At 67.5% G+C, this 19,582-nt stretch carries 19 protein-coding genes; 13 read left to right on the top strand and 6 right to left on the bottom strand.

The window, feature by feature from the left end:
* Positions 1 to 88: 88 nt before the first annotated feature.
* Entirely contained in the window at positions 89 to 979 is an 891-nt protein-coding gene (locus WS96_RS31050; RefSeq protein ID WP_034205322.1) for a LysR family transcriptional regulator, read from the top strand.
* Positions 980 to 1,005: 26 nt separating this feature from the next.
* Here the strand turns inward: WS96_RS31050 and WS96_RS34275 are convergent, their stop codons facing one another.
* Together WS96_RS34275 and andR are read right to left on the bottom strand one after the other, a co-directional pair.
* Positions 1,006 to 1,317 (bottom strand): hypothetical protein, encoded by a 312-nt coding sequence (locus WS96_RS34275; RefSeq protein ID WP_156443715.1) that lies wholly within the window; start codon positions 1,315 to 1,317, stop codon positions 1,006 to 1,008.
* 15 nt (positions 1,318 to 1,332) lie between these two features.
* Complete coding sequence (gene andR / locus WS96_RS31045; protein WP_059837687.1) at positions 1,333 to 2,292, bottom strand: anthranilate 1,2-dioxygenase regulatory protein AndR; 960 nt, start codon at positions 2,290 to 2,292, stop codon at positions 1,333 to 1,335.
* Positions 2,293 to 2,505: 213 nt separating this feature from the next.
* On the opposite strand from andR, the gene andAc reads away from it, so the two are divergent.
* The 5 genes from andAc to WS96_RS31020 all read left to right on the top strand — a co-directional run bounded on the left by andAc (position 2,506) and on the right by WS96_RS31020 (position 7,235).
* Positions 2,506 to 3,777: an anthranilate 1,2-dioxygenase large subunit AndAc gene (andAc, locus tag WS96_RS31040; protein WP_059837868.1), complete on the top strand. Its 1,272-nt coding sequence runs from the start codon at positions 2,506 to 2,508 to the stop codon at positions 3,775 to 3,777.
* A 14-nt stretch (positions 3,778 to 3,791) separates the two neighbouring features.
* A complete protein-coding gene (gene andAd / locus WS96_RS31035; protein WP_059837685.1) occupies positions 3,792 to 4,268 on the top strand; it encodes an anthranilate 1,2-dioxygenase small subunit AndAd in 477 nt (158 codons plus the stop codon).
* A gap of 35 nt (positions 4,269 to 4,303) precedes the next feature.
* Positions 4,304 to 4,630, top strand: coding sequence for an anthranilate 1,2-dioxygenase ferredoxin subunit AndAb (gene andAb, locus WS96_RS31030; protein ID WP_006479527.1), 327 nt, complete (start codon positions 4,304 to 4,306; stop codon positions 4,628 to 4,630).
* Positions 4,620 to 5,840 (top strand): anthranilate 1,2-dioxygenase system ferredoxin--NAD(+) reductase, encoded by a 1,221-nt coding sequence (gene andAa / locus WS96_RS31025; RefSeq protein WP_059837683.1) that lies wholly within the window; start codon positions 4,620 to 4,622, stop codon positions 5,838 to 5,840. The genes andAb and andAa overlap by 11 nt, the downstream gene beginning before the upstream one ends.
* A gap of 108 nt (positions 5,841 to 5,948) precedes the next feature.
* The gene (locus WS96_RS31020; RefSeq protein WP_059837682.1) at positions 5,949 to 7,235 is read left to right on the top strand and encodes a DUF445 domain-containing protein; all 1,287 of its coding nucleotides are present in this window, start codon (positions 5,949 to 5,951) and stop codon (positions 7,233 to 7,235) included.
* A 33-nt stretch (positions 7,236 to 7,268) separates the two neighbouring features.
* Here the strand turns inward: WS96_RS31020 and WS96_RS31015 are convergent, their stop codons facing one another.
* The 4 genes from WS96_RS31015 to WS96_RS31000 all read right to left on the bottom strand — a co-directional run bounded on the left by WS96_RS31015 (position 7,269) and on the right by WS96_RS31000 (position 8,873).
* Positions 7,269 to 7,571 carry a HigA family addiction module antitoxin gene (locus WS96_RS31015; RefSeq protein WP_059501307.1) on the bottom strand — a complete coding sequence of 101 codons (303 nt, stop codon included), beginning with the start codon at positions 7,569 to 7,571 and terminating at the stop codon, positions 7,269 to 7,271.
* 12 nt (positions 7,572 to 7,583) lie between these two features.
* Positions 7,584 to 7,862, bottom strand: a complete 279-nt coding sequence (locus WS96_RS31010) for a type II toxin-antitoxin system RelE/ParE family toxin (RefSeq protein WP_059837679.1) — start codon at positions 7,860 to 7,862, stop codon at positions 7,584 to 7,586.
* A 390-nt stretch (positions 7,863 to 8,252) separates the two neighbouring features.
* Positions 8,253 to 8,552 carry an addiction module antidote protein gene (locus WS96_RS31005; RefSeq protein WP_006490972.1) on the bottom strand — a complete coding sequence of 100 codons (300 nt, stop codon included), beginning with the start codon at positions 8,550 to 8,552 and terminating at the stop codon, positions 8,253 to 8,255.
* A gap of 3 nt (positions 8,553 to 8,555) precedes the next feature.
* Positions 8,556 to 8,873 carry a type II toxin-antitoxin system RelE/ParE family toxin gene (locus WS96_RS31000; protein WP_156443717.1) on the bottom strand — a complete coding sequence of 106 codons (318 nt, stop codon included), beginning with the start codon at positions 8,871 to 8,873 and terminating at the stop codon, positions 8,556 to 8,558.
* Between the two features lie 393 nt (positions 8,874 to 9,266).
* Here WS96_RS31000 and WS96_RS30995 point away from each other — a divergent pair, with 393 nt between their 5' ends.
* The 7 genes from WS96_RS30995 (at position 9,267) to WS96_RS30965 (ending at position 19,540) form a co-directional block, all read left to right on the top strand.
* A complete protein-coding gene (locus WS96_RS30995) occupies positions 9,267 to 10,907 on the top strand; it encodes an acetolactate synthase large subunit (protein ID WP_034205314.1) in 1,641 nt (546 codons plus the stop codon).
* Positions 10,908 to 10,936: 29 nt separating this feature from the next.
* Positions 10,937 to 12,370 (top strand): aldehyde dehydrogenase family protein, encoded by a 1,434-nt coding sequence (locus WS96_RS30990; protein ID WP_059837675.1) that lies wholly within the window; start codon positions 10,937 to 10,939, stop codon positions 12,368 to 12,370.
* A gap of 238 nt (positions 12,371 to 12,608) precedes the next feature.
* Positions 12,609 to 14,192 carry a Na+/H+ antiporter gene (locus WS96_RS30985; protein WP_059837673.1) on the top strand — a complete coding sequence of 528 codons (1,584 nt, stop codon included), beginning with the start codon at positions 12,609 to 12,611 and terminating at the stop codon, positions 14,190 to 14,192.
* 474 nt (positions 14,193 to 14,666) lie between these two features.
* Positions 14,667 to 15,800 (top strand): hybrid sensor histidine kinase/response regulator, encoded by a 1,134-nt coding sequence (locus WS96_RS30980; RefSeq protein WP_059837671.1) that lies wholly within the window; start codon positions 14,667 to 14,669, stop codon positions 15,798 to 15,800.
* A gap of 124 nt (positions 15,801 to 15,924) precedes the next feature.
* Positions 15,925 to 17,601, top strand: a complete 1,677-nt coding sequence (locus tag WS96_RS30975; RefSeq protein ID WP_059837670.1) for a methyl-accepting chemotaxis protein — start codon at positions 15,925 to 15,927, stop codon at positions 17,599 to 17,601.
* The gene (locus tag WS96_RS30970; protein ID WP_059784202.1) at positions 17,598 to 18,110 is read left to right on the top strand and encodes a chemotaxis protein CheW; all 513 of its coding nucleotides are present in this window, start codon (positions 17,598 to 17,600) and stop codon (positions 18,108 to 18,110) included. Before WS96_RS30975 ends, WS96_RS30970 begins: the two co-directional genes overlap by 4 nt.
* Entirely contained in the window at positions 18,107 to 19,540 is a 1,434-nt protein-coding gene (locus WS96_RS30965; RefSeq protein ID WP_059837668.1) for a CheR family methyltransferase, read from the top strand. Before WS96_RS30970 ends, WS96_RS30965 begins: the two co-directional genes overlap by 4 nt.
* The last annotated feature ends 42 nt before the right edge of the window (positions 19,541 to 19,582 follow it).

Below are 19,582 nucleotides of genomic sequence, written 5' to 3'. Positions count from 1 at the left end.
ATTCCTCCTGTTGGTGCACATGGTAGGAATTCCCGCCCCGCGTCGTCCAACACTCTTTCCGACTACTTCCATACCTTTGAGGCATGAAATGGAATTGCGTCAGCTCCGGTACTTCATCGCCGTCGCCGAGGAAATGAACATCACACGGGCCGCGGAGCGGCTGCACATGACGCAGCCGCCGCTGAGCCGCCAGCTCCAGGCGATCGAGGACGAGATCGGCTTGCCGCTGTTCGAGCGCGGCGCGCGGCCGCTGAAACTGACCGATGCCGGACGCGTGTTCTATGCGCAGGCGAAACGTCTGGTCGACCAGGCCGACGAGCTCGGGCCGCTGACGCGGCGGCTCGCGCAACTGTCGGAGCGGATCGTGATCGGCTTCGTGCCGTCGACGCTGTACGGCGCGCTGCCGGACGTGATTCGTGCGTTTCGCGAGGCGCAGCCGGACGTCGAGCTGTCGCTGATCGAAATGTTCACGCTCGAACAACTGGGCGCGCTGAAGGGCGGGCGGATCGACGTGGGGTTCGGCCGTCTGCGCTTCGACGACGACCAGCTGGTGCGCGAGGCGCTGATCGAGGAGAAGCTGATCGCGGCGCTGCCGGTCGGGCATCGGCTCGCCGATCCGGCCCGGCCGCTGACGCTCGCGGATCTCGCGAGCGAGACGATGATCGTCTATCCGAGCACGCCGCGGCCGAGCTTCGCCGATCAGCAGTTGTCGGCGCTGCGCGACGGGGCGGTCGTGCCGGCGGCCGTGCACGAAGTGCGCGAACTGCAGACGGCGCTCGGGCTCGTCGCCGCGCAGGTGGGCGTGTCGCTGGTGCCGGAGAGCGTGGAGGGCGTGCGCGTGAAGGGCGTCGTCTATCGGCGGCTGCCGGAGCCGGGCGCGACGTCGCCGATCATCATGAGCCGCCGGCTGCACGGCGAAAGCGCGGCGACGGCCGCGTTCTGCGCGATTGCGCGGGAGATGATCGTGCCGGCCGCATAGCGAAGCCGCTCGCCTCTCGACTGCAACTAACGGTCAGGTCCGGCGGAGCCGGGCGGACGCGGTGCGAGGTCAGGCGTCGGCACGCGGCTACCGCGGGCGAGCCGGCAGGCAAATCGGAGGTCGGGCATGCCGGGGAGGTCGGGCATGCCGGGAAGGTCGGGCATGCCGGGAAGGTCGGGCATGCCGGGAAAGTCGGGCACGCCGGGAAGGTCGGGAAGGTCGGGAAGGTCGGGAAGGCCGGGGAGATCGGGGAGATCGGGGAAATCGGGGAAATCGGGGAAATCGGGGAAATCGGGGAAATCGGCCGGGCCGGGCAGGCAGATCGGGAAGATCGACAAGCCCGCGCGTCCGGGCTACCGCTTCCCGTCGAGCGTGTCCGACGGCGATTCGCCGAACTTCTCCCGATACGCGATGGCGAACCGGCCGAGGTGCGTAAATCCGCAATCGAGCGCGATATCGGCGATCCGCCGGTCGGACGCCGCGCCGCGCAGCAGTTCGCGCGCGTGCGCGAGCCGCGTCGCGCGCAGGTATTGCATCGGGCTCATCCCGCGGAATTGCAGGAACGCGTCGCGCAGCGTTCGTTCGGGCACGTTGGCGGCCTGGACGATATCGGCGAGCTGCAGCGGCTGCGCGTAGTGCGCATCGACGAATTCCTGCGCGCGCCGCACGAAGCCCGGCGCCGGGTCGCGATGCGACGCCTGCAGCGCGGACGGCGGATGACCTTCGATCAGCAGGTCGATCAGCAGATGCTCGAGCTGCGACGCGACTCGCGGGTTCGCGTTCGCGCGTTCGAGCAGCTCGGGCGACCGCGCGACGAGCATCAGTTGCTGGCGCCACGCGGCGAGCGCGGCGTCGCTGATGTGCAGCACGGGGTCGAGCGTCGCGCGCGGATCGCCGGTCAGCGAACCGACGGTCGCCGCGTCGATGCGCAGCACGAACTGCTCGCAATCGGCCGACAGCGTCGCGTCGAAGCGCTCGCCGGGCGCGCACAGCACGCCGGTCTGCCCGTCGACGCCGAGCTGCCGTCCCATCGCGCGCACTTCCGCGTGGCCGGACAGGCAGAACATCAGCAGGTAGTAGCCGTCGACGGCGTCGACCTGCACACGCATCGCGTCGCCGAACGCGATCGTGCCGATCCCGAGGCCGCCCAGCTTGACGAAATCCATGTGCGACGCGCCGTGCACGCGGCCGTTCGGCAGCAGCGCGTGCGGCTGCATCACACGCGAGATCCGCTCGCGCGTCTCGTCGAGATCGCGGGATTCGAACAGCCGGTGCGCACGCAGCGCGAGCGGCTCGAACGACGTTGGGGACATGGGCCTCAGCCTTGGTATGGACGACGCGCGCTTCGATCCGACGAATGGGCCGCGCTCGTGCGCCGGGTCGCGTGTGCCGTCATGCTAGCGCAGAAATCCGCCGAAAGTGGATATTGCGCCGCCGCAATCGCACTTTCCGGATAGACGCCGAATATTAGCTTTTCAAAAATCGGCTCCATGCATTCAACGCAACGGATCGACAAGGAGTCCGACATGGAGCAGACAGAATCGCCCGTCGTTTTCGCCGCGCGCGGCGACGCGTCCGACGTGACCTTCCCGCACGACGACGGCTCGCGCGTGCCGTACAAGGTGTTCAGCTCGCAGGCGGTCTACGAACGCGAGCAGGAACGCATCTTCCGCGGGCCGACGTGGAATTTCGTCGCACTCGAAGCGGAAATCCCGAACGCCGGCGACTTCAAGAGCACGTTCGTCGGCGATACGCCGGTGGTCGTCACGCGCACCGAGGACGGCGCGCTGTCCGCGTGGGTGAACCGCTGCGCGCACCGCGGCGCGCAGGTGTGCCGCAAGTCGCGCGGCAACGCGAGTTCGCACACGTGCGTCTATCACCAGTGGAGCTTCGACAGCCAGGGCAACCTGCTCGGCGTGCCGTTCCGGCGCGGCCAGAAGGGCATGACCGGGATGCCGGCCGACTTCGACCCGAAGCAGCACGGGCTGCGCAAGCTGCGCGTCGACAGCTATCGCGGGCTCGTGTTCGCGACCTTCAGCGACGAAGTCGCGCCGCTGCCCGAGTATCTCGGCGAGCAGATGCGCCCGTGGATCGACCGGATCTTCCACAAGCCGATCGAGTATCTCGGCTGCACGCGCCAGTATTCGAAGTCGAACTGGAAGCTGTACATGGAGAACGTGAAGGATCCGTATCACGCGAGCATGCTGCACCTGTTCCATACGACCTTCAACATCTTCCGCGTCGGCATGAAGGCGCGCTCGATTCCGGACGCGAACCACGGGCTGCACAGCATCATCACGGTGACGAAGACGGGCGACGATACGTCGGCCGCGTACAAGCAGCAGAACATCCGTTCGTTCGACGAGGGTTTTCATCTGGAGGACGAATCGATTCTCGATCTCGTGTCGGAATACGACGAGGACTGCACGAACCATATCCAGCCGATCTTCCCGCAGCTCGTGATCCAGCAGATCCACAACACGCTGGTCGCGCGCCAGATCCTGCCGAAGGGGCCGGACAACTTCGAGCTGATCTTCCACTTCTTCGGTTATGCGGACGACACGCCCGAGCTGCGCGCGCTGCGCATCAAGCAGGCGAACCTGGTCGGGCCGGCCGGCTATATCTCGATGGAGGACACGGAAGCGACCGAGCTCGTGCAGCGCGGCACGGTGCGCGACGCCGACGCGACGTCGGTGATCGAGATGTCGCGCGGCAATCCGGACCAGCAGGACACGGTGATCACCGAGAGCCTGATCCGCAAGTTCTGGGTCGGCTACCAGAAGCTGATGGGCTATTGAGGCGGGAGCGAAAAATGACGGAAGACATGAAGACGTGGTTCGAGATTTACATGCTCCAGAACCGCTACATCGGACATCTCGACAACGACCGGCTCGAACGCTGGCCGGAAATGTTCACCGAGGATTGCACGTACGAAATCGTGCCGAAGGAGAACGCCGATCTCGGGCTGCCGGTCGGGATCGTGCACTGCACGAACCAGCGGATGCTGCGCGATCGCGTGGTGTCGCTGCGGCACGCGAACATCTACGAAGCGCACACGTACCGGCACATGACGTCGGGCCTGACGATCGTCGCCGAACGCGACGGCGAAATCGACACCGAGAGCAACTACGTGGTCGTGCAGACCCGCAGCAACGGCGAATCGAACGTGTACCAGGCCGGCAAGTACTACGACACGGTGGTCCGCACGCCCGACGGGTTGCGCTACAAGACCAAGCGCGTGATCTACGACACGTCGCGCGTGCAGACGCTGCTCGCGACGCCGATCTGACCGATCCGACCGATCTGACGAAGCAAGGAATCGACATGACCGAAGCAACGCTGGCCGAGTGGCATCCGCTCGGCGCTTTCGACGAATTCTCCGAGGACGAACCGGCGGCGCGCGTCGCCGGCCAGAAGCCGATCGCCGTGTTCCGGATCGGCGACGAACTGTTCGCGATGCACGACCTCTGCACGCACGGGCATGCGCGGCTGTCCGAAGGCTATGTGGAGGACGGCTGCGTCGAATGCCCGCTGCACCAGGGGCTGATCGACATTCGCACCGGCGCGCCGAAATGCGCGCCGATCACCGAGCCGGTGCGGACCTATCCGATCCGGATCGTCGACGGGCAGGTGGAAGTCAATGTCGGCTGATCCGTTCGTGATCGTCGGCGCCGGCCACGCGGCGCGGCGTACGGCCGAGGCGCTGCGCGAACGCGACGCGGCCGCGCGCATCGTGATGATCGGCGCGGAGCGCGAGTTGCCGTACGACCGGCCGGCGCTGTCGAAGGATGCGTTGCTGAGCGACGGCGGCGAGCAGCGTGCGTTCATTCGCGATGCCGCGTGGTACGACGCGCAGCGCATCGAACTGCGGCTCGGCGCACGCGTCGAAGCGATCGAGCGGGACGCACGGCGCGTGCGGCTCGACGACGGTGCGGCGTTGCCGTACGCGAAGCTCGTGCTCGCGACGGGCTCGCGCGTGCGGACGTTCGGCGGCCCGGTCGACGAAGGCATCGTGCCGCATTACGTGCGTACCGTGGCGGATGCGCGCGCGTTGCGTGCGCAACTTGCGCCCGGACGCCGCGTGGCGGTGCTCGGCGGCGGCTTCATCGGCCTCGAGGTCGCGGCGGCCGCACGCCAGCTCGGCTGCGACGTGACGGTGATCGATCCGGCCGCGCGCTTGCTGCAGCGTGCGTTGCCGGAAGCCGTCGGCGCGTATGCGCGGCAATTGCATGACGCGCGCGGTGTGGCTTTCCAGATGGCGACGCTGCCGCGCGCGATCCGCCGCGCGCCGGGCGGCGGCGCCGTCGTCGAGACCGATCGCGGCGACGTGCCGGCCGACGTCGTCGTGGTCGGCATCGGTGTCGTGCCCAACGTCGAGCTGGCACAGGCGGCCGGGCTCGACGTCGACAACGGGATACGCGTCGATGCAGGTTGTCGCACGGCCGATGCCGCGATCTTCGCGGCGGGCGAGGTGACGATGCACTTCAATCCGCTGCTCGGGCGCCACGTGCGGATCGAATCGTGGCAGGTGGCGGAAAACCAGCCGGCCGTCGCGGCCGCGAACCTGCTCGGCGCCGACGAGCGCTATGCGGAGCTGCCGTGGCTGTGGTCCGATCAGTACGACTGCAACCTGCAGATGCTCGGGCTGTTCGGCAGCGAACGCACGATCGTCGTGCGCGGCGATCCGGCGAGCGGGGCGTTCACGGTGTTCGGGCTCGGCGAAGACGGCAGGATCGTCGCGGTGGCCGCGGCGAACCTCGGGCGCGACATCGGCGCGTCGCGGCGGTTGATCGCGGCGGGCGCGGTGCCCGATCCGGCGAAGCTGGCCGATCCGACGGTCAATCTGAAGACGTTCATGTAGCGGCGGCGCGCGGCACGCGTGCGCCGCGCGTGCCGACGCCGGCGGGCGGGTTTGTCGGTTGCGGCGAAATCGGGGATATTAGCGGCATCGCCGATTCGCCCGTCCTCCATGACGCCAGACAAAGCCCTCGAACTGAAACGAAGCAAGCGCCGTGCGCTGTGGCTGCTGCTGGCGGCCGTCGCGGTGTTCGTCGCCACCATCCTGCTGCCGCGCGGCCCGTGGGTCGACGGCTTCAAGGCGGTGGCCGAAGCCGCGATGGTCGGCGCGCTCGCCGACTGGTTCGCGGTCGTCGCGTTGTTCCGCCGCGTGCCGATCCCGTTCGTGTCGCGCCACACCGAGATCATCCCGAAGAACAAGGACAAGATCGCCGACAACCTCGCGGTGTTCGTGCGCGAGAAATTTCTCGGCCCCGACGCGCTCGCCGCGCAGATTCGCCAGCACGATCCCGCGCAGAAGCTCGGCGCGTGGCTCGGCGAGCCGGCGAATACCGACGCGCTCGGCGGCTACGTGACGAAGCTGACGAGCTTCGCGCTCGACATGACCGACGACGCGCGGATCCAGTCGTTCGTCCACGATGCGTTCCGCGCGGTGATCGACCGGGTCGACCTGTCGCAATCGGCCGGCGCGATCCTCGACACGCTGACGAAGGACGGCCGCCACCAGGCGCTGCTCGACGACGCGATCGAACAGGTGGTCGACGTGCTCGACAAGGAAGAGAACCGCGAGGTGATCGCGGGCTTCATCGTCGAATGGCTGAAGACGCAATACCCGAAGGTCGAGAAGATCATGCCGACGCAGTGGTTCGGCGAGAACGGCGCGCGAATGCTCGCGAGCGCGGTGAGCCGCGTGCTCGAAGGCGTCGCCGCCGACCCCGAGCACGAGTTGCGGCAACGCTTCGACCGGACGGTCGTGCGGTTGACCGAGCGGCTGAAGCACGACCCCGCGTTCATCGCGAAGGGCGAGGAGATCAAGCGCTATATTCGCGACGGCGATGCGTTCAACGAGTACGTGCGCGACTTGTGGGACCAGTTGCGCGCGTGGCTGAAGGCCGATCTCGCGCGCCCCGATTCGGCGCTGCACCGGCAGGCCGCGACGCTCGGCGGCTGGCTCGGCGCGCGGCTCGCCGAGAGCCCGGCGCTGCGTGCGTCGCTGAACGAGCACGTCGAGAAGGCCGTGCACGAGATGGCGCCCGATTTCGCCGATTTCCTGATGCGTCACATTCGCGACACGGTGCGCAACTGGGATGCGCGCGAGATGTCGCGGCAGATCGAGCTGAACATCGGCAAGGATCTCCAGTACATCCGCATCAACGGCACGCTGGTCGGCGGGCTGATCGGGCTCGGGTTGTATCTGGTGTCGCTCGCGCCGCGCTGGGCGGCCGGCTGGCTGCATTGACGCGGCCACGCGAACGAACGGCGGACTGCGTGCCTACGCGTGCGTGCGTTCGCGCGGTTCGACCTTGCGGTCGATCTCGCTACGCGTCGGCAGCGTCTTGAGATCGTACGTGGCTTGCAGGTTCAGCCAGAATTCCGGCGACGTATCGAAGTAGCGCCCGAGCCGGTAGGCCGTATCGGCCGTGATTCCGCGCCGTTCCTTGACGATTTCGTGCAACCGCGTTGCCGGCACGTTCAACGCGAGCGCCAGCGCGTTGACGCTCAATTCCAGCGGAACGAGGAATTCTTCCCGCAGGATTTCGCCCGGATGAATCGGGCGCATTCCGTTCTTGAGCATGCGAAGCTCCAGTCAGTGATAGTCGACGATCTCGACCTGGACGGGGCCGTCGTCGCTCCATTCGAAACAAATCCGCCATCGCTCGTTGATGCGGATGCTGTGCTGACCTTCCCGATCGCCCTGCAACGCTTCGAGCCTGTTGCCGGGCGGCGCCCGCAGATCGCGCAGTTCCTTCGCTGCGGCAATCATTTGCAGTTTCCGGGTGGCAACCGTTTCGATCGCGCGGAAGCGCTTGGGCGTTTCTCCTGCGAAAAGCAACTGCGTGTCTTTGCATCGGAACGAATCGATCATTACGGTTAGGGTATTACGTTTAGCGTAATACGTCAATGAGAATGAAATGACTTCGGCGATGCGCGCGCCGAAGCGTTGTCGCGTGAGATGAACAACAGGAGACCTACCTGATTGGAAATCAATGGAGGTCGACGCGTGACGACAGGCGTCGCCGATGGGTGCCCAACGGTTTGTGTCGTTCCGACGAGTATGGGGGCGTTCGATGCCTTTACGCGTCCGATATGCCATCCGGACGGACGATCGGATGCATCGACGGCACGCAGGCCGGCGGGCTGATCGGCTCGGGGCGGATCGGATGTCGCTCGCACCGCGCCGCGCCGGGCGGCCGGGTGGCGGCATCGAGGCGGGCACGGACGTTGCGCCGGCGGCGCGATGCCGTGCGCCGCCGGGTCAGGCGGCAGCCTTGGCGCCGTGCAATTGCAGGCCGAGCGCCTTGATGACTTTCAGGATCGTGCCGAAGCTCGGATTGCCGTCGTGCGACAGCGCCTTGTACAGCCCTTCGCGCGACAGGCCCGCATCGCGCGCGACCTGCGACATGCCGCGTGCGCGGGCGATCACGCCGAGCGCGTGCGCGATGAAGGCCGGATCGTCGCCGGCTTCCTGCAGGCACGCGTCGAAGTAGTCGGCCATGTCGTCTTCGGTTTTCAGGTGTTCGGCCGAATCCCACGGCCGCGTCTTGATCTTGTCCATCGATCACTCCATGTCGAGGTGCGCGAGCATTGCATGCGCAGCGCGTATGTCGGCCTGTTGTGTCGATTTATCGCCGCCGCAAAGCAGGATGACCCAGATCGTCGCGCGCCTGACGGAGTAGACGCGGTAGCCGGGCCCATGATCGATGCGCATGTCGACGATGGGCGCGCCGGCGGATTTCCAGTCGCCGGGATTGCCCATCGACAGGCGGTCGATGCGCGCCTGGATGCGGCGCTTGGCGATGCGATCGGGCAGACCGGCAAACCAGGTGTCGAAGACGTCGGTGGTCCGGATGCTGAATGCCGGGGAACTGTAAGGCATGAATTGCGATGTGTCAACCATGGTTCACATGTCTGTCGAGTTGAACATCGTTCCCATTACAGCCCGGCCGGGGCGCCGCTGGACGTTTCCCGGCCATCAGGCCGATCTTTCCGCTGCCGCAGTCGGCCATCCGGCCGAAGCCGGAATTTCGGGAATCCGTCTACAATCAAAAACGTCTTTGCCGCCCGCGCGTACTTGCCGCGCAGGCGGGTCCGTTCGTCCTCCGGCATCCGGAGGCGCCGCCGCGCAGCACGCATCCGGTATTGCGTCTTGCGCGGCGAGCAGTGCCGTGGTCTGTGTCCAGTAGGTAAGGCGTCCGCGTGCCGTAGGCCGGCGCGCGTCCTGAACGCCGCGTGTCCGTAGGCCGGGCAGGCGGCATAACCGAGAGTCCCCATGAAAGCATCGGATCTGTTCGTGAAGGCGCTGGAAGCCGAAGGCGTCGAGTACGTGTTCGGCATTCCAGGCGAAGAAAACCTCGATCTGCTCGAATCGCTGCGGCGATCGAAGATCAAGCTTGTGCTGACCCGGCACGAGCAGGCGGCCGGGTTCATGGCTGCCACCTACGGCCGCCTCACGGGCCGCACCGGCGTGTGTCTCGCGACGCTCGGGCCGGGCGCGACGAACTTCGTGACGGCCGCCGCGTATGCGCAACTCGGCGGGATGCCGATGCTGATGATCACCGGGCAGAAGCCGATCAAGTCCAGCAAGCAGGGCCATTTCCAGATCGTCGACGTGGTCGACATGATGCAGCCGCTCACGAAGTTCACGCGGCAAATCGTGTCGATCGGCAACATCCCGTCGGCCGTGCGCGAAGCGTTCCGCCGCGCGGAGGAAGAGCGTCCGGGCGCCGCGCACCTCGAACTGCCCGAAGACATCGCGCACGAAGAGGGCGACGGCAAGCCGATTCCGCGCAGCTACAGCCGGCGGCCGGTGGCGGAGGAGAAGGCGGTCGCGCACGCGGTCGACGCGATCCAGGCCGCGCGCCATCCGCTGCTGATGATCGGCGCGGGCGGCAACCGCAAGACCACCTGCAAGATGCTGCTCGAATTCGTCGACAAGACGGGCATCCCGTTCTTCACGACGCAGATGGGCAAGGGCGTGATCGACGAGACGCACCCGCTGTGGCTCGGCAACGCGACGCTGTCCGACGGCGACTTCGTGCATCGCGCGATCGAGCATGCGGATTGCATCATCAACGTCGGCCACGACGTGATCGAGAAGCCGCCGTTCTTCATGCGCACCGACGACAAGACCGTGATCCACGTGAACTTCCTCGGCGCGCAGGTCGACCCCGTCTATTTTCCGCAGATCGAGGTGGTCGGCGACATCGCGAACGCGGTGTGGCAGATGAAGGAAGCGGTGAGGCCGCAGCCGCATTGGGATTTCGAGCGCTTCGCGATGATCAAGACGCATTTCGACGCGCACCTGGAAAAGGGCCAGCACGACCCGCGGTTCCCGATGTATCCGGTGCGGATCGTGAACGACCTGTACAACGCGCTGCCGCTCGACGGCATCGTCTGCCTCGACAACGGGATGTACAAGATCTGGTTCGCGCGCTACTGGCGTGCGCACGAACCGAATTCGCTGCTGCTCGACAACGCGCTCGCGTCGATGGGCGCGGGCCTGCCGTCGGCGATCGCGACGAAGATCGTGCATCCGCAGCGCAAGGTGATCGCCGTGTGCGGCGACGGCGGCTTCATGATGAATTCGCAGGAGCTCGAAACGGCCGTGCGGCTGAAGCTCGACATCGTCGTGATGATCCTGCGCGACGATGCGTTCGGGATGATCCGCTGGAAGCAGGAGAACATGAATTTCCCCGATTTCGCGATGACGCTGAAGAATCCCGACTTCGTGTCGTACGCGCAGAGCTACGGCGCGCACGGGCATCGCGTCGAATCGGCCGACGATCTCGAGCCGTTGCTGCGCGAGTGCTTCTCGTCGCCGGGCGTGCACGTGATCGACGTGCCGATCGACTACTCCGACAACGAGCGCGTGCTGAACCGCGAGATCAAGCGCCTGTCGGCGCAACTCTGAATGCCCCGTTCACAGGAAGGAGTCGTTCCATGTTGAAGGAAACCTATCCGTACTACCTCGCCAACGAAGCCGTCTACGCGAACACCGATCTGGAGGTGACCGACAAGTTCAGCGGCAAGGTCGCCACGCGCGTCGCGCTGGCCGACGCGAAGGCGATCGATGCGGCGATCGCCGCGGCAGTCGACGCCACGAAGCCGATGCGCGAGATGCCCGCCTACCGGCGGCAGGCCGTGCTCGATCATTGCGTCGGGCGGTTTCGCGAACGTTTCGACGAGCTGGCCGAGGCGCTGTGCATCGAGGCCGGCAAGCCGATCAACGACTCGAAGGGCGAAGTCACGCGGCTGATCGATACGTTCCGCGTCGCGGCCGAGGAATCGGTGCGCATCGACGGCGAGATCGTCAACCTCGAGATCTCCGCGCGTGCGCAGGGCTATACGGGCTACACGAAGCGCGTGCCGATCGGCCCGTGCTCGTTCATCTCGCCGTTCAACTTCCCGTTGAACCTCGCCGCGCACAAGGTTGCGCCCGCGCTCGCGGCCGGCTGTCCGTTCGTGCTGAAGCCGGCGAGCCGCACGCCGATCGGCGCGCTGATCATCGGCGAGGTGCTCGCGGAAACCGACCTGCCGAAGGGCGCGTTCTCGGTGCTGCCCGCGCATCGCGACGGCGCCGACCTGTTCACGACCGACGAGCGCTTCAAGCTGCTGTCGTTCACCGGGTCGCCAGCCGTCGGCTGGGCGCTGAAGGAGAAGGCCGGCAAGAAGAAAGTCGTGCTGGAGCTCGGCGGCAACGCGGCCGCGATCGTCGATGCCGACCAGCGCGAGCGGCTCGACTACGTGGTCGAGCGGCTCGCGTTCGGCGCGTACTACCAGTCGGGCCAGAGCTGCATCGGCGTGCAGCGGATCCTCGTGCATGCCGACCTTTACGACGCGTTGCGCGAGAAGCTGATCGCGAAGACGCGTTCGCTGAAGATGGGCGATCCGAAGGATCCGTCGACGTTCGTCGGCCCGATGATCTCCGAATCCGAGTCGCGCCGGCTGTCGGGCTGGATGGACGCGGCCGTCGCGGCGGGGGCGAAGATCGTCGCGGGCGGCAAGGTCGACGGCGCGATGTTCGAGGCGACGCTGCTGGAAAACGTCGGGCGCGAGCAGGACCTGTACCGAAAGGAGGCGTTCGGCCCGATCGCGATCCTCGAGAAGTTCGACCGCTTCGACGACGCGCTCGCACGCGTGAACGACAGCGACTTCGGGCTGCAGGCCGGCGTGTTCACCGATTCGCTCACGCATGCGCAGCGCGCGTGGGACGAACTGGAGGTCGGCGGCGTCGTGATCAACGACGTGCCGTCGTTCCGCGTCGACAACATGCCGTACGGCGGCGTGAAGGATTCGGGCCTCGGCCGCGAAGGCGTCCGCTACGCGATCGAGGACATGACCGAGCCGCGGCTGATGGTGGTGCGGCGTCGGTAACGCGCGTCAGGCGGCGTGGCGCCGCGACGGCACGCGGGCGGGCGATCGGGCCGGCCCGCGTGCCGTTTTTCATGGCGGCGCGCGGGGCGGCACGGCGCCGCGCGCGTCCCCCGCGTACCCTGCGCGGCCGCCGGAAACAGGCTCGACTACGGGCCTCGCCTCGTGATGTAATCGCGCGAAACTGCCGACCGGGGTACGACGCCGGAAAGCGCGAATTCATTCTTCACGAGGTCGATTCATGTCCCCCGTCTCGGCATTCAAGCTGGTTCTATTGTCATTCCTCGCGATCGTCGCGCTCGAATGCATCGCCAAGCGGCTGCGGCTGCCGCCCGCGGCCGCGCTGCTGATCGGCGGCATCGGCATCGCGTTCATCCCCGGTCTGCCGCCGATCAACCTCGATCCCGAACTGGTGCTGCTGGTGTTCCTGCCGCCGCTGTTGATGGACGGTGCGTACTTCTCCGTGTGGGAAGAATTCAAGCGCAACGTCGGCGGCATTCTGATGCTGGCGATCGGCGCGGTCGTGTTCACGACGTTCGCCGTCGGCTTCGCCGTGCACTGGGTGTTGCCGGCGCTGCCGTGGGCCGCGTGCTTCGCGCTCGGCGCGATCGTGTCGCCGCCCGACGCGGTCGCCGCGAAGGCCGTGCTCGAACGCGTCGCGCTGCCGCGCCGGCTGATGGTGCTGCTCGAAGGCGAGAGCCTGCTGAACGACGCGGCCGGCCTCGTGCTGTTCCGCTTCGCGGTCGCGGCCGCGCTCACCGGCGCGTTCAGCCTCGAGCACGCGGTCGTGCGCTTCGCGGAGCTCGGGCTCGGCGGCGTGGTGGTCGGCTTCGTGATCGGCAAGCTCGTCGTGTGGTTCCTGAAGCTGCTCGACGACGACTACCTCGTGATCACCGTCGCGGTGATCGCCGGATGGATCGCGTACATCGCCGGCGAAATGGTCGAGGTGTCGGGCGTGATCGCGACGGTGACGGCCGGCATGATCGTCGGCTGGCATCAGCACGAGGTGTTCTCGGCGGCCGTGCGCACGCGCGGCACCGCGTTCTGGCAGGTCATCGTGTTCCTGCTCGAGGCGATGGTGTTCGTGCTGATCGGGCTGTCGCTGCGCGGCGCGATCCATCGGCTCGGCGGCTTCGAGCAGGTGCTCGGCACGATGGTGGAGCCCGTGCTCGCGGTGCTGGCGGCGGTGATCGTGTCGCGCTTCGTGTGGATCTACGCGGTCGAGGCGCTGAAGTGGCCGGTGCGCGGCCTCGCGCGGCGCGGGCCGGCGCCCGACTGGAAGGCCGCGACGGTCATGAGCTGGGCCGGCATGCGCGGCGTGGTGACGCTGGCGATCGCGTTGTCGCTGCCCGAGGCGCTGCCCGGCCGCGACGTGATCCTGGTCGCATCGTTCGCGGTGATTCTCGTCACGGTGCTGCTGCAGGGCACGACGATCGGGCCGCTGATCCGGCTGCTGCGCATGCCGCAGCGCGACGAGCGCGCCGCGCACCATCTGAGCGAGCCGCAGACGTGGGCGTACGTCGAGGCCGCGCAACTCGCGGCGATCCAGCCGCTCGTGCGCGACGAGAACGGCATCGTGATCCATCCGCGCCTGCTCGAGCAATACACGTATCGCGCCGAGCTGACCGAACGCTCGAAGAACGAGCCCGCGTACCCGGCGGAAGTACGCGCCGCGCACTACGACGTGGTGCTGGCCGCGATCCGGGCCGGGCGCGCCGAACTGTTGCGCCTGCACCGGTCCGGGCGCATCCACGACGAGATGCTGCACACGCTCGAACGCGACCTCGACCTGCAGGAAGTGTCCGCGCAGCACGCGCGCGGCTAGGGCGGCCAGCTCGCGAATCGCACGGGTCGGCGTTCTGCCGGCCCTGAAACGCGCGCGGGTCGAGCGACCCGTCGCGCGATTTGTCCCGTCCCACCTGCCGATTCGGTGCATCCGAATCCGGCCCTCAATATGACCGACGCCGAGCCTTGCAGCGCATGCAAACCTCGTCGGCGCGGTCCCGCAAACGTTATCGTCTTTCGAATCCGGAAATGATCTGATTTATCTGTTTCCGTCTCTTTCTGCATATTTGGCAAAACTAAACCGGAAGGAGATAGATGCTGTGTTCTAATTTCATTTAGAATCAGCCGGTTATGTTTATTGAGAGAAAGAATGCGGAGGTAATGCGGTCGTCGACGGGGAAACAAGCGGCGTCCGAAGCCCTGCAAGGCAGTGCCGACAGGCCAAATCGGCGAAATCAGGCGGGTTTTACAACTGCCAATATAAGATAGTGTCCAAGTCGGATAAACAACTCCTATGAAAGAATCGATTGGAGATTCGGCGTTTGAAACTGTATTTATGAAAGAATCGAGCAGTGATAATGCCTCGGATTGCCTCGAATCGGGGTTATCGGTCCTCCTGGTCGACGACCAGCCGTTCGTCGGCGAGGTGATCCGTCGCGCGTTGCGCAGCGAGCACGACATCGACCTGCACGTGTGCACCGATGCACATCGGGCGATGGCGGTCGCGCGCGACGTGAAGCCGACGGTCATCCTGCAGGATCTCGTGATGCCGGAGATCGACGGCCTCGATCTCGTGCGCGCGTGGCGCGCGGACGCCGGCACCGCACGCGTGCCGATCATCGTGCTGTCCGCGAAGGAGGAGCCGATCGTCAAGCGCGAGGCGTTCATCGCCGGCGCGAACGACTATCTGGTGAAGCTGCCCGACGCGATGGAGCTGACCGCGCGCATCCGCTATCACTCGAATTCGTACCTGATGTCGCGGCAGCGCGACGAGGCGCTCGATTTCCTGTCGCACGACATGCGCTCGCCGCAGACGTCGATCCTCGCGCTGCTCGACGTCTACCGGGCCGAACACGGCGACATGCCGGCGATCATGGAGCGCATCGCCGGCCACGCGCGGCGCGCGCTCGCGCTCGCCGACGGCTTCATCCACCTGACCCGCGCGCAGTCCGAGCGCCGCGCGCCCGAGGTCGTGAGTCTCAACGAGATCGTGCTCGACGCCGTCGACCAGCTGTGGGAGAAGGCGGCCGGGCTCGGCTGCCGGGTGATCGCGCACGTGCCCGATACCGAGTGCGTGACGATGGGCGACCGCATGATGCTGACGCGCGCGGTCGCGAACCTGATCGACAACGGGCTGAAGTACGGCCCGGCCGGGATGGACGTACAGTGCACGCTGAGCGGCGACGACGGCGCCTGGCTGATCGGCGTCGAGGATGCCGGCGCCGGCATCGCGCCGGAACAGCGCACGGCCGCGACCGAGTCGTTCGTGCAGCTCGAATCCGCGCATGGCGCGGCGCGCAGCGGTTTCGGCCTCGGCCTCGCGTTCGTCCGCGCGACGGCGGCTCGGCATCGCGGCCAGATCCTGATGCGCAATACGGCGCGCGGCTTCATGGTCGCGCTTCGGCTGCCGGCGCAAGCGGAGCGGTGATTTCGCGGCGCGGCCTGCCGGCGCCGCGCCGCCCGCGAGACCCCGATGCGCTCGTGGCGCGCCATCCGGCGCGCAGGCGGGCGCGGATTTTTTCAACGCTGAATTTAGAAAGCCCATAACGAACATGGCCACCGTGACGCCCCGCACGACCAATGAAAGCCTGCATCCGACGATCGGCGCCGCCCGGCTGACGCTCGGCAATCGCATCCTGCTCAGCTTCGGCGTGCTGTTCGTGCTGATGCTGGTGACAGCCGGCGTGTCGTACGAGCGACTGCGCGCGATCAACGCCGAAGCCGTCAGCATCGAGCGCGACTCGCTGCCCGGCGTCTACCTCGCGTCGACGCTGCGCGGCTCGGTCAACGAATCGTTCACGCTGCTGCAGCAGGCGACCTTCGTCGATACCGAACCCGAAACCGTGCAGCGCGATCTCGCCAGGATCCCCGACGTGCTGAAGGACATCGAGTCGCTGTCGGTGGACTACCAGAACACGACGTTCCGCGACGACGACCGCCAGCGCTTCGCGGCGTTCCGCGGCGCCTACGATCACTACGTGCCGCTGCTGAACGACGCGATGCGGAAGAGCCGCGCGTCGCGAGACGAGGCGGTCGCCGCCTACGCGAAGGTGCTGCCCGCGTGGACCGAGGTCGTGCGCAACGCGAACGTGCTGGTGCAGGAGAACCGCAAGTTCGCCGAGCAATCCGCGAAGCTGATCCGCGAATCGGTGCAGGACACCGAGATCGTGCTCGCGACCGCGCTCGCGTTCGTGCTGCTGTCCGCGCTCGGGCTCGGCTACGGGCTGTACCGTTCGGTCACCGTACCGATGGCGCGGCTCGTCGAGGTGCACGACGTGATGCGCACCGGCAACCTGACGCGTCGCCTCGACCTGCGCCGGCGCGACGAATTCGGCACGCTCGAGACGGGCTTCAACCGGATGGCCGACGAGTTGACCGAGCTGGTCTCGCGCGCGCAGCAGTCGTCGATGCAGGTGACGACGTCGGTGGCCGAGATCGCCGCGACGTCGCGCGAGCAGCAGGCCACCGCGAACGAAACCGCGGCGACGACGACCGAGATCGGCGCGACCTCGCGCGAGATCTTCGCGACGTCGCGCGACCTGCTGCGCACGATGAACGAGGTGGCCGGCGTGGCCGAGCAGTCGGCGACGCTCGCGGGCGTGAGCCAGAGCGGGCTCACGCGGATGGGCGAGACGATGCGCAGCGTGATGGATGCGGCCGGCTCGGTGAACGCGAAGCTCGCGATCCTCAACGAGAAGGCGCTGAACATCAACCAGGTGGTCGCGACGATCACCAAGGTGGCCGACCAGACCAACCTGCTGTCGCTGAACGCGGCGATCGAGGCCGAGAAGGCCGGCGAATACGGCCGCGGCTTCGCGGTCGTCGCGACCGAGATCCGCCGCCTGGCCGATCAGACGGCGGTGGCGACCTACGACATCGAGCAGACGGTGAAGGAGATCCAGTCGGCGGTGTCGGCGGGCGTGATGGGGATGGACAAGTTCTCCGAGGAAGTGCGCCGCGGGATGCTCGACGTGCAGCAGGTCGGCGGGCAGCTGTCGCAGATCATCGCCGAGGTGCAGACGCTCGCGCCGCGCTTCCAGATGGTCAACGAAGGGATGCAGACGCAGGCGAACGGCGCCGAGCAGATCACGCAGGCGCTGTCGCAGCTGTCGGAAGCCGCGCAGCAGACGGCCGAGTCGCTGCGCCAGTCGTCGCAGGCGATCGACGACCTGACGCTCGTCGCGAACCAGTTGCGCACCAGCGTGTCGCGCTTCAAGGTCGACGCGTGACGCGCGCCGATCCGCAGCACGGCGCCCACGCGCTGTTCCTGATGTTCGAGCTCGACGGCGAGCGTTATGCGCTCGACGCGGCCGGCATCGAAGAGGTGCTGCCGCTCGCCGTCACGAAGGCGGTGCCCGGCGCGCCCGACTGGATCGCCGGGCTGCTGATGCGCGGCGGCCAGCCGGTGCCGGTGATCGACGTACCGATGCTGGCGCTCGGGCGGCGCGCGCAGGCGCTGCGCTCGACGCGGCTCGTGATGGTCCGCCATCGCGCCGGTCACGCCGGTGGCGAGCGCACGATCGGCCTGATCGTCGAGCGTGCGACGCAGACGATGCGGATCGACCGCGCGGCGTTCCGCGCCAGCGGCGTCTCCACCGCGCGCACGCGCTGGCTCGGGCAAGTCGCGAACACGCCCGACGGCGTCGTGCAGCAGATCTCCGTGTCCGACCTGATCGACGACGTTGCCCGCCTGTATCTGTTCGACGGCCTGTCGGGCCACGGGGAGGAATCCGCATGAACGCGTCCGAATCGCGATTTCGCGGCTGGCTGCTGCGCGAGACCGGCATCGACCCCGATTCGCTCGGCAACGATTTCCTGATGCGGGCGCTGACGGATCGCGTGCATGCGGTGCAGGCGGACGGCGAGCGCGTGCCGTCGGCCGCGCGGGCGACCGTGACGCCGGAAGCGCTCGACGCGTACTGGCAGCACCTCAACGCGTCGGCTGACGAACGGCGCGCGCTGATCGAGCTGTTCGTCGTCCCGGAGACGTGGTTCTTCCGCGACCGCGAAGCCTTCGCCACGCTCGCGCGGCAGGCCGCCGAACGGCTCGCCGCGATGCCCGGCCGCGTGATCCGCGTGCTGAGCGCGCCGTGCTCGACGGGCGAGGAGCCGTATTCGGCGGCGATGGCATTGCTGGATGCGGGGCTCGAGCCGGCCAGCTTCGCGATCGACGCGATCGACCTGAGCGCGCGCGCGATCGAGCAGGCGCGGCTCGGCTGTTACGGACGCAATGCGTTTCGCGGAACGGCGACGGAGTTTCGTACGCGGTATTTCACGCCGACCCGCGACGGCTGGCTCCTCGACGAGCGCGTGCGCGCGTGCGTGCAGTTCAGTCACGCGAACCTCGTCGAACCGGTGGCCGACAACGGCATTCGCTACGACTTCGTGTTCTGCCGCAACGTGCTGATCTATTTCGACCGCGATGCGCAGGATCGCGTGATCCGCTCGCTCGACGCGCGTCTCGCCGATGACGGCATGCTGTTCGTCGGGCCGGCGGAGACGGGCGTCGCGATGCGGCACGGGATGCGCTCGGCGCGCGTGCCGCTGGCGTTCGCGTTTCATCGCGAGTCGGCCGGCGCGGCGGCGGCCGATGCATGCGCGGCCCGGCCGGTTGCACCGCTGTCCGCGGCGACGCCGTACCGGCGCGCGGAGCGCGTCACGGTCGCACCGCTCGCCGCACTGCACCCGGCGGCCGTCGAGCCGCCCGCCTGGCTCGGCGACGGGCGTCAGCCGTTCGCGGCGGCGCCGGCCGTGCCGACGGCCGCAATCGACGCACGGGCCGAGCTTGCCGTCGCAACCGCCGTGGCGGCCGCGCCGGCCTACGACGGCATCGCCCCGACGATCGACGACGCGCCGACGCTGGAGGATGCGCCGACGCTGGAGGATGCCCAGGCCCTCGCGAACGCGGGCGCGTTCGACGAGGCCGAGCGCGTGCTCGCGCAGTTCTCGGCGCGCGTCGGCCCGCATGCCGACGCGTTCTACCTGAACGGACTGATCGCGGATGCGCGTGGGCGCGCCGCGGAGGCGAGCGACTTCTACCGGAAGGCGTTGTACCTGCGCCCCACGCATCACGAGGCGCTGACGCATCTCGCGACGCTGCTCGACGTCGGCGGCGATCGTGCGGGCGCGCAATGGCTGCTCGAACGCGCCCGGCGTTCGGCCGGCTGACACGACGACGGGAATGGGACCGACACCGCGATGACCAGAGGA

The sequence above is a fragment of the Burkholderia sp. MSMB1835 genome (assembly GCF_001526365.1).
Taxonomy (GTDB): domain Bacteria; phylum Pseudomonadota; class Gammaproteobacteria; order Burkholderiales; family Burkholderiaceae; genus Burkholderia.
Note: the sequence above shows the minus strand (reverse complement) of the source record. Positions and strands in the feature narration are given on the sequence as shown.

Coding starts and splice junctions, on each gene's coding strand:
- WS96_RS30985 (WP_059837673.1), top strand. CDS start 12,609: ATGTCCCCCGTCTCGGCATTCAAGCTGGTTCTATTGTCATTCCTCGCG.
- andAd (WP_059837685.1), top strand. CDS start 3,792: ATGACGGAAGACATGAAGACGTGGTTCGAGATTTACATGCTCCAGAAC.
- WS96_RS31005 (WP_006490972.1), bottom strand. CDS start 8,552: ATGGACAAGATCAAGACGCGGCCGTGGGATTCGGCCGAACACCTGAAA.
- andR (WP_059837687.1), bottom strand. CDS start 2,292: ATGTCCCCAACGTCGTTCGAGCCGCTCGCGCTGCGTGCGCACCGGCTG.
- WS96_RS31020 (WP_059837682.1), top strand. CDS start 5,949: ATGACGCCAGACAAAGCCCTCGAACTGAAACGAAGCAAGCGCCGTGCG.
- andAb (WP_006479527.1), top strand. CDS start 4,304: ATGACCGAAGCAACGCTGGCCGAGTGGCATCCGCTCGGCGCTTTCGAC.
- WS96_RS30990 (WP_059837675.1), top strand. CDS start 10,937: ATGTTGAAGGAAACCTATCCGTACTACCTCGCCAACGAAGCCGTCTAC.
- WS96_RS30980 (WP_059837671.1), top strand. CDS start 14,667: ATGAAAGAATCGATTGGAGATTCGGCGTTTGAAACTGTATTTATGAAA.
- WS96_RS30995 (WP_034205314.1), top strand. CDS start 9,267: ATGAAAGCATCGGATCTGTTCGTGAAGGCGCTGGAAGCCGAAGGCGTC.
- WS96_RS31050 (WP_034205322.1), top strand. CDS start 89: ATGGAATTGCGTCAGCTCCGGTACTTCATCGCCGTCGCCGAGGAAATG.
- WS96_RS30975 (WP_059837670.1), top strand. CDS start 15,925: ATGGCCACCGTGACGCCCCGCACGACCAATGAAAGCCTGCATCCGACG.
- WS96_RS30965 (WP_059837668.1), top strand. CDS start 18,107: ATGAACGCGTCCGAATCGCGATTTCGCGGCTGGCTGCTGCGCGAGACC.
- WS96_RS31015 (WP_059501307.1), bottom strand. CDS start 7,571: ATGCTCAAGAACGGAATGCGCCCGATTCATCCGGGCGAAATCCTGCGG.
- WS96_RS31010 (WP_059837679.1), bottom strand. CDS start 7,862: ATGATCGATTCGTTCCGATGCAAAGACACGCAGTTGCTTTTCGCAGGA.
- andAc (WP_059837868.1), top strand. CDS start 2,506: ATGGAGCAGACAGAATCGCCCGTCGTTTTCGCCGCGCGCGGCGACGCG.
- andAa (WP_059837683.1), top strand. CDS start 4,620: ATGTCGGCTGATCCGTTCGTGATCGTCGGCGCCGGCCACGCGGCGCGG.
- WS96_RS31000 (WP_156443717.1), bottom strand. CDS start 8,873: ATGCCTTACAGTTCCCCGGCATTCAGCATCCGGACCACCGACGTCTTC.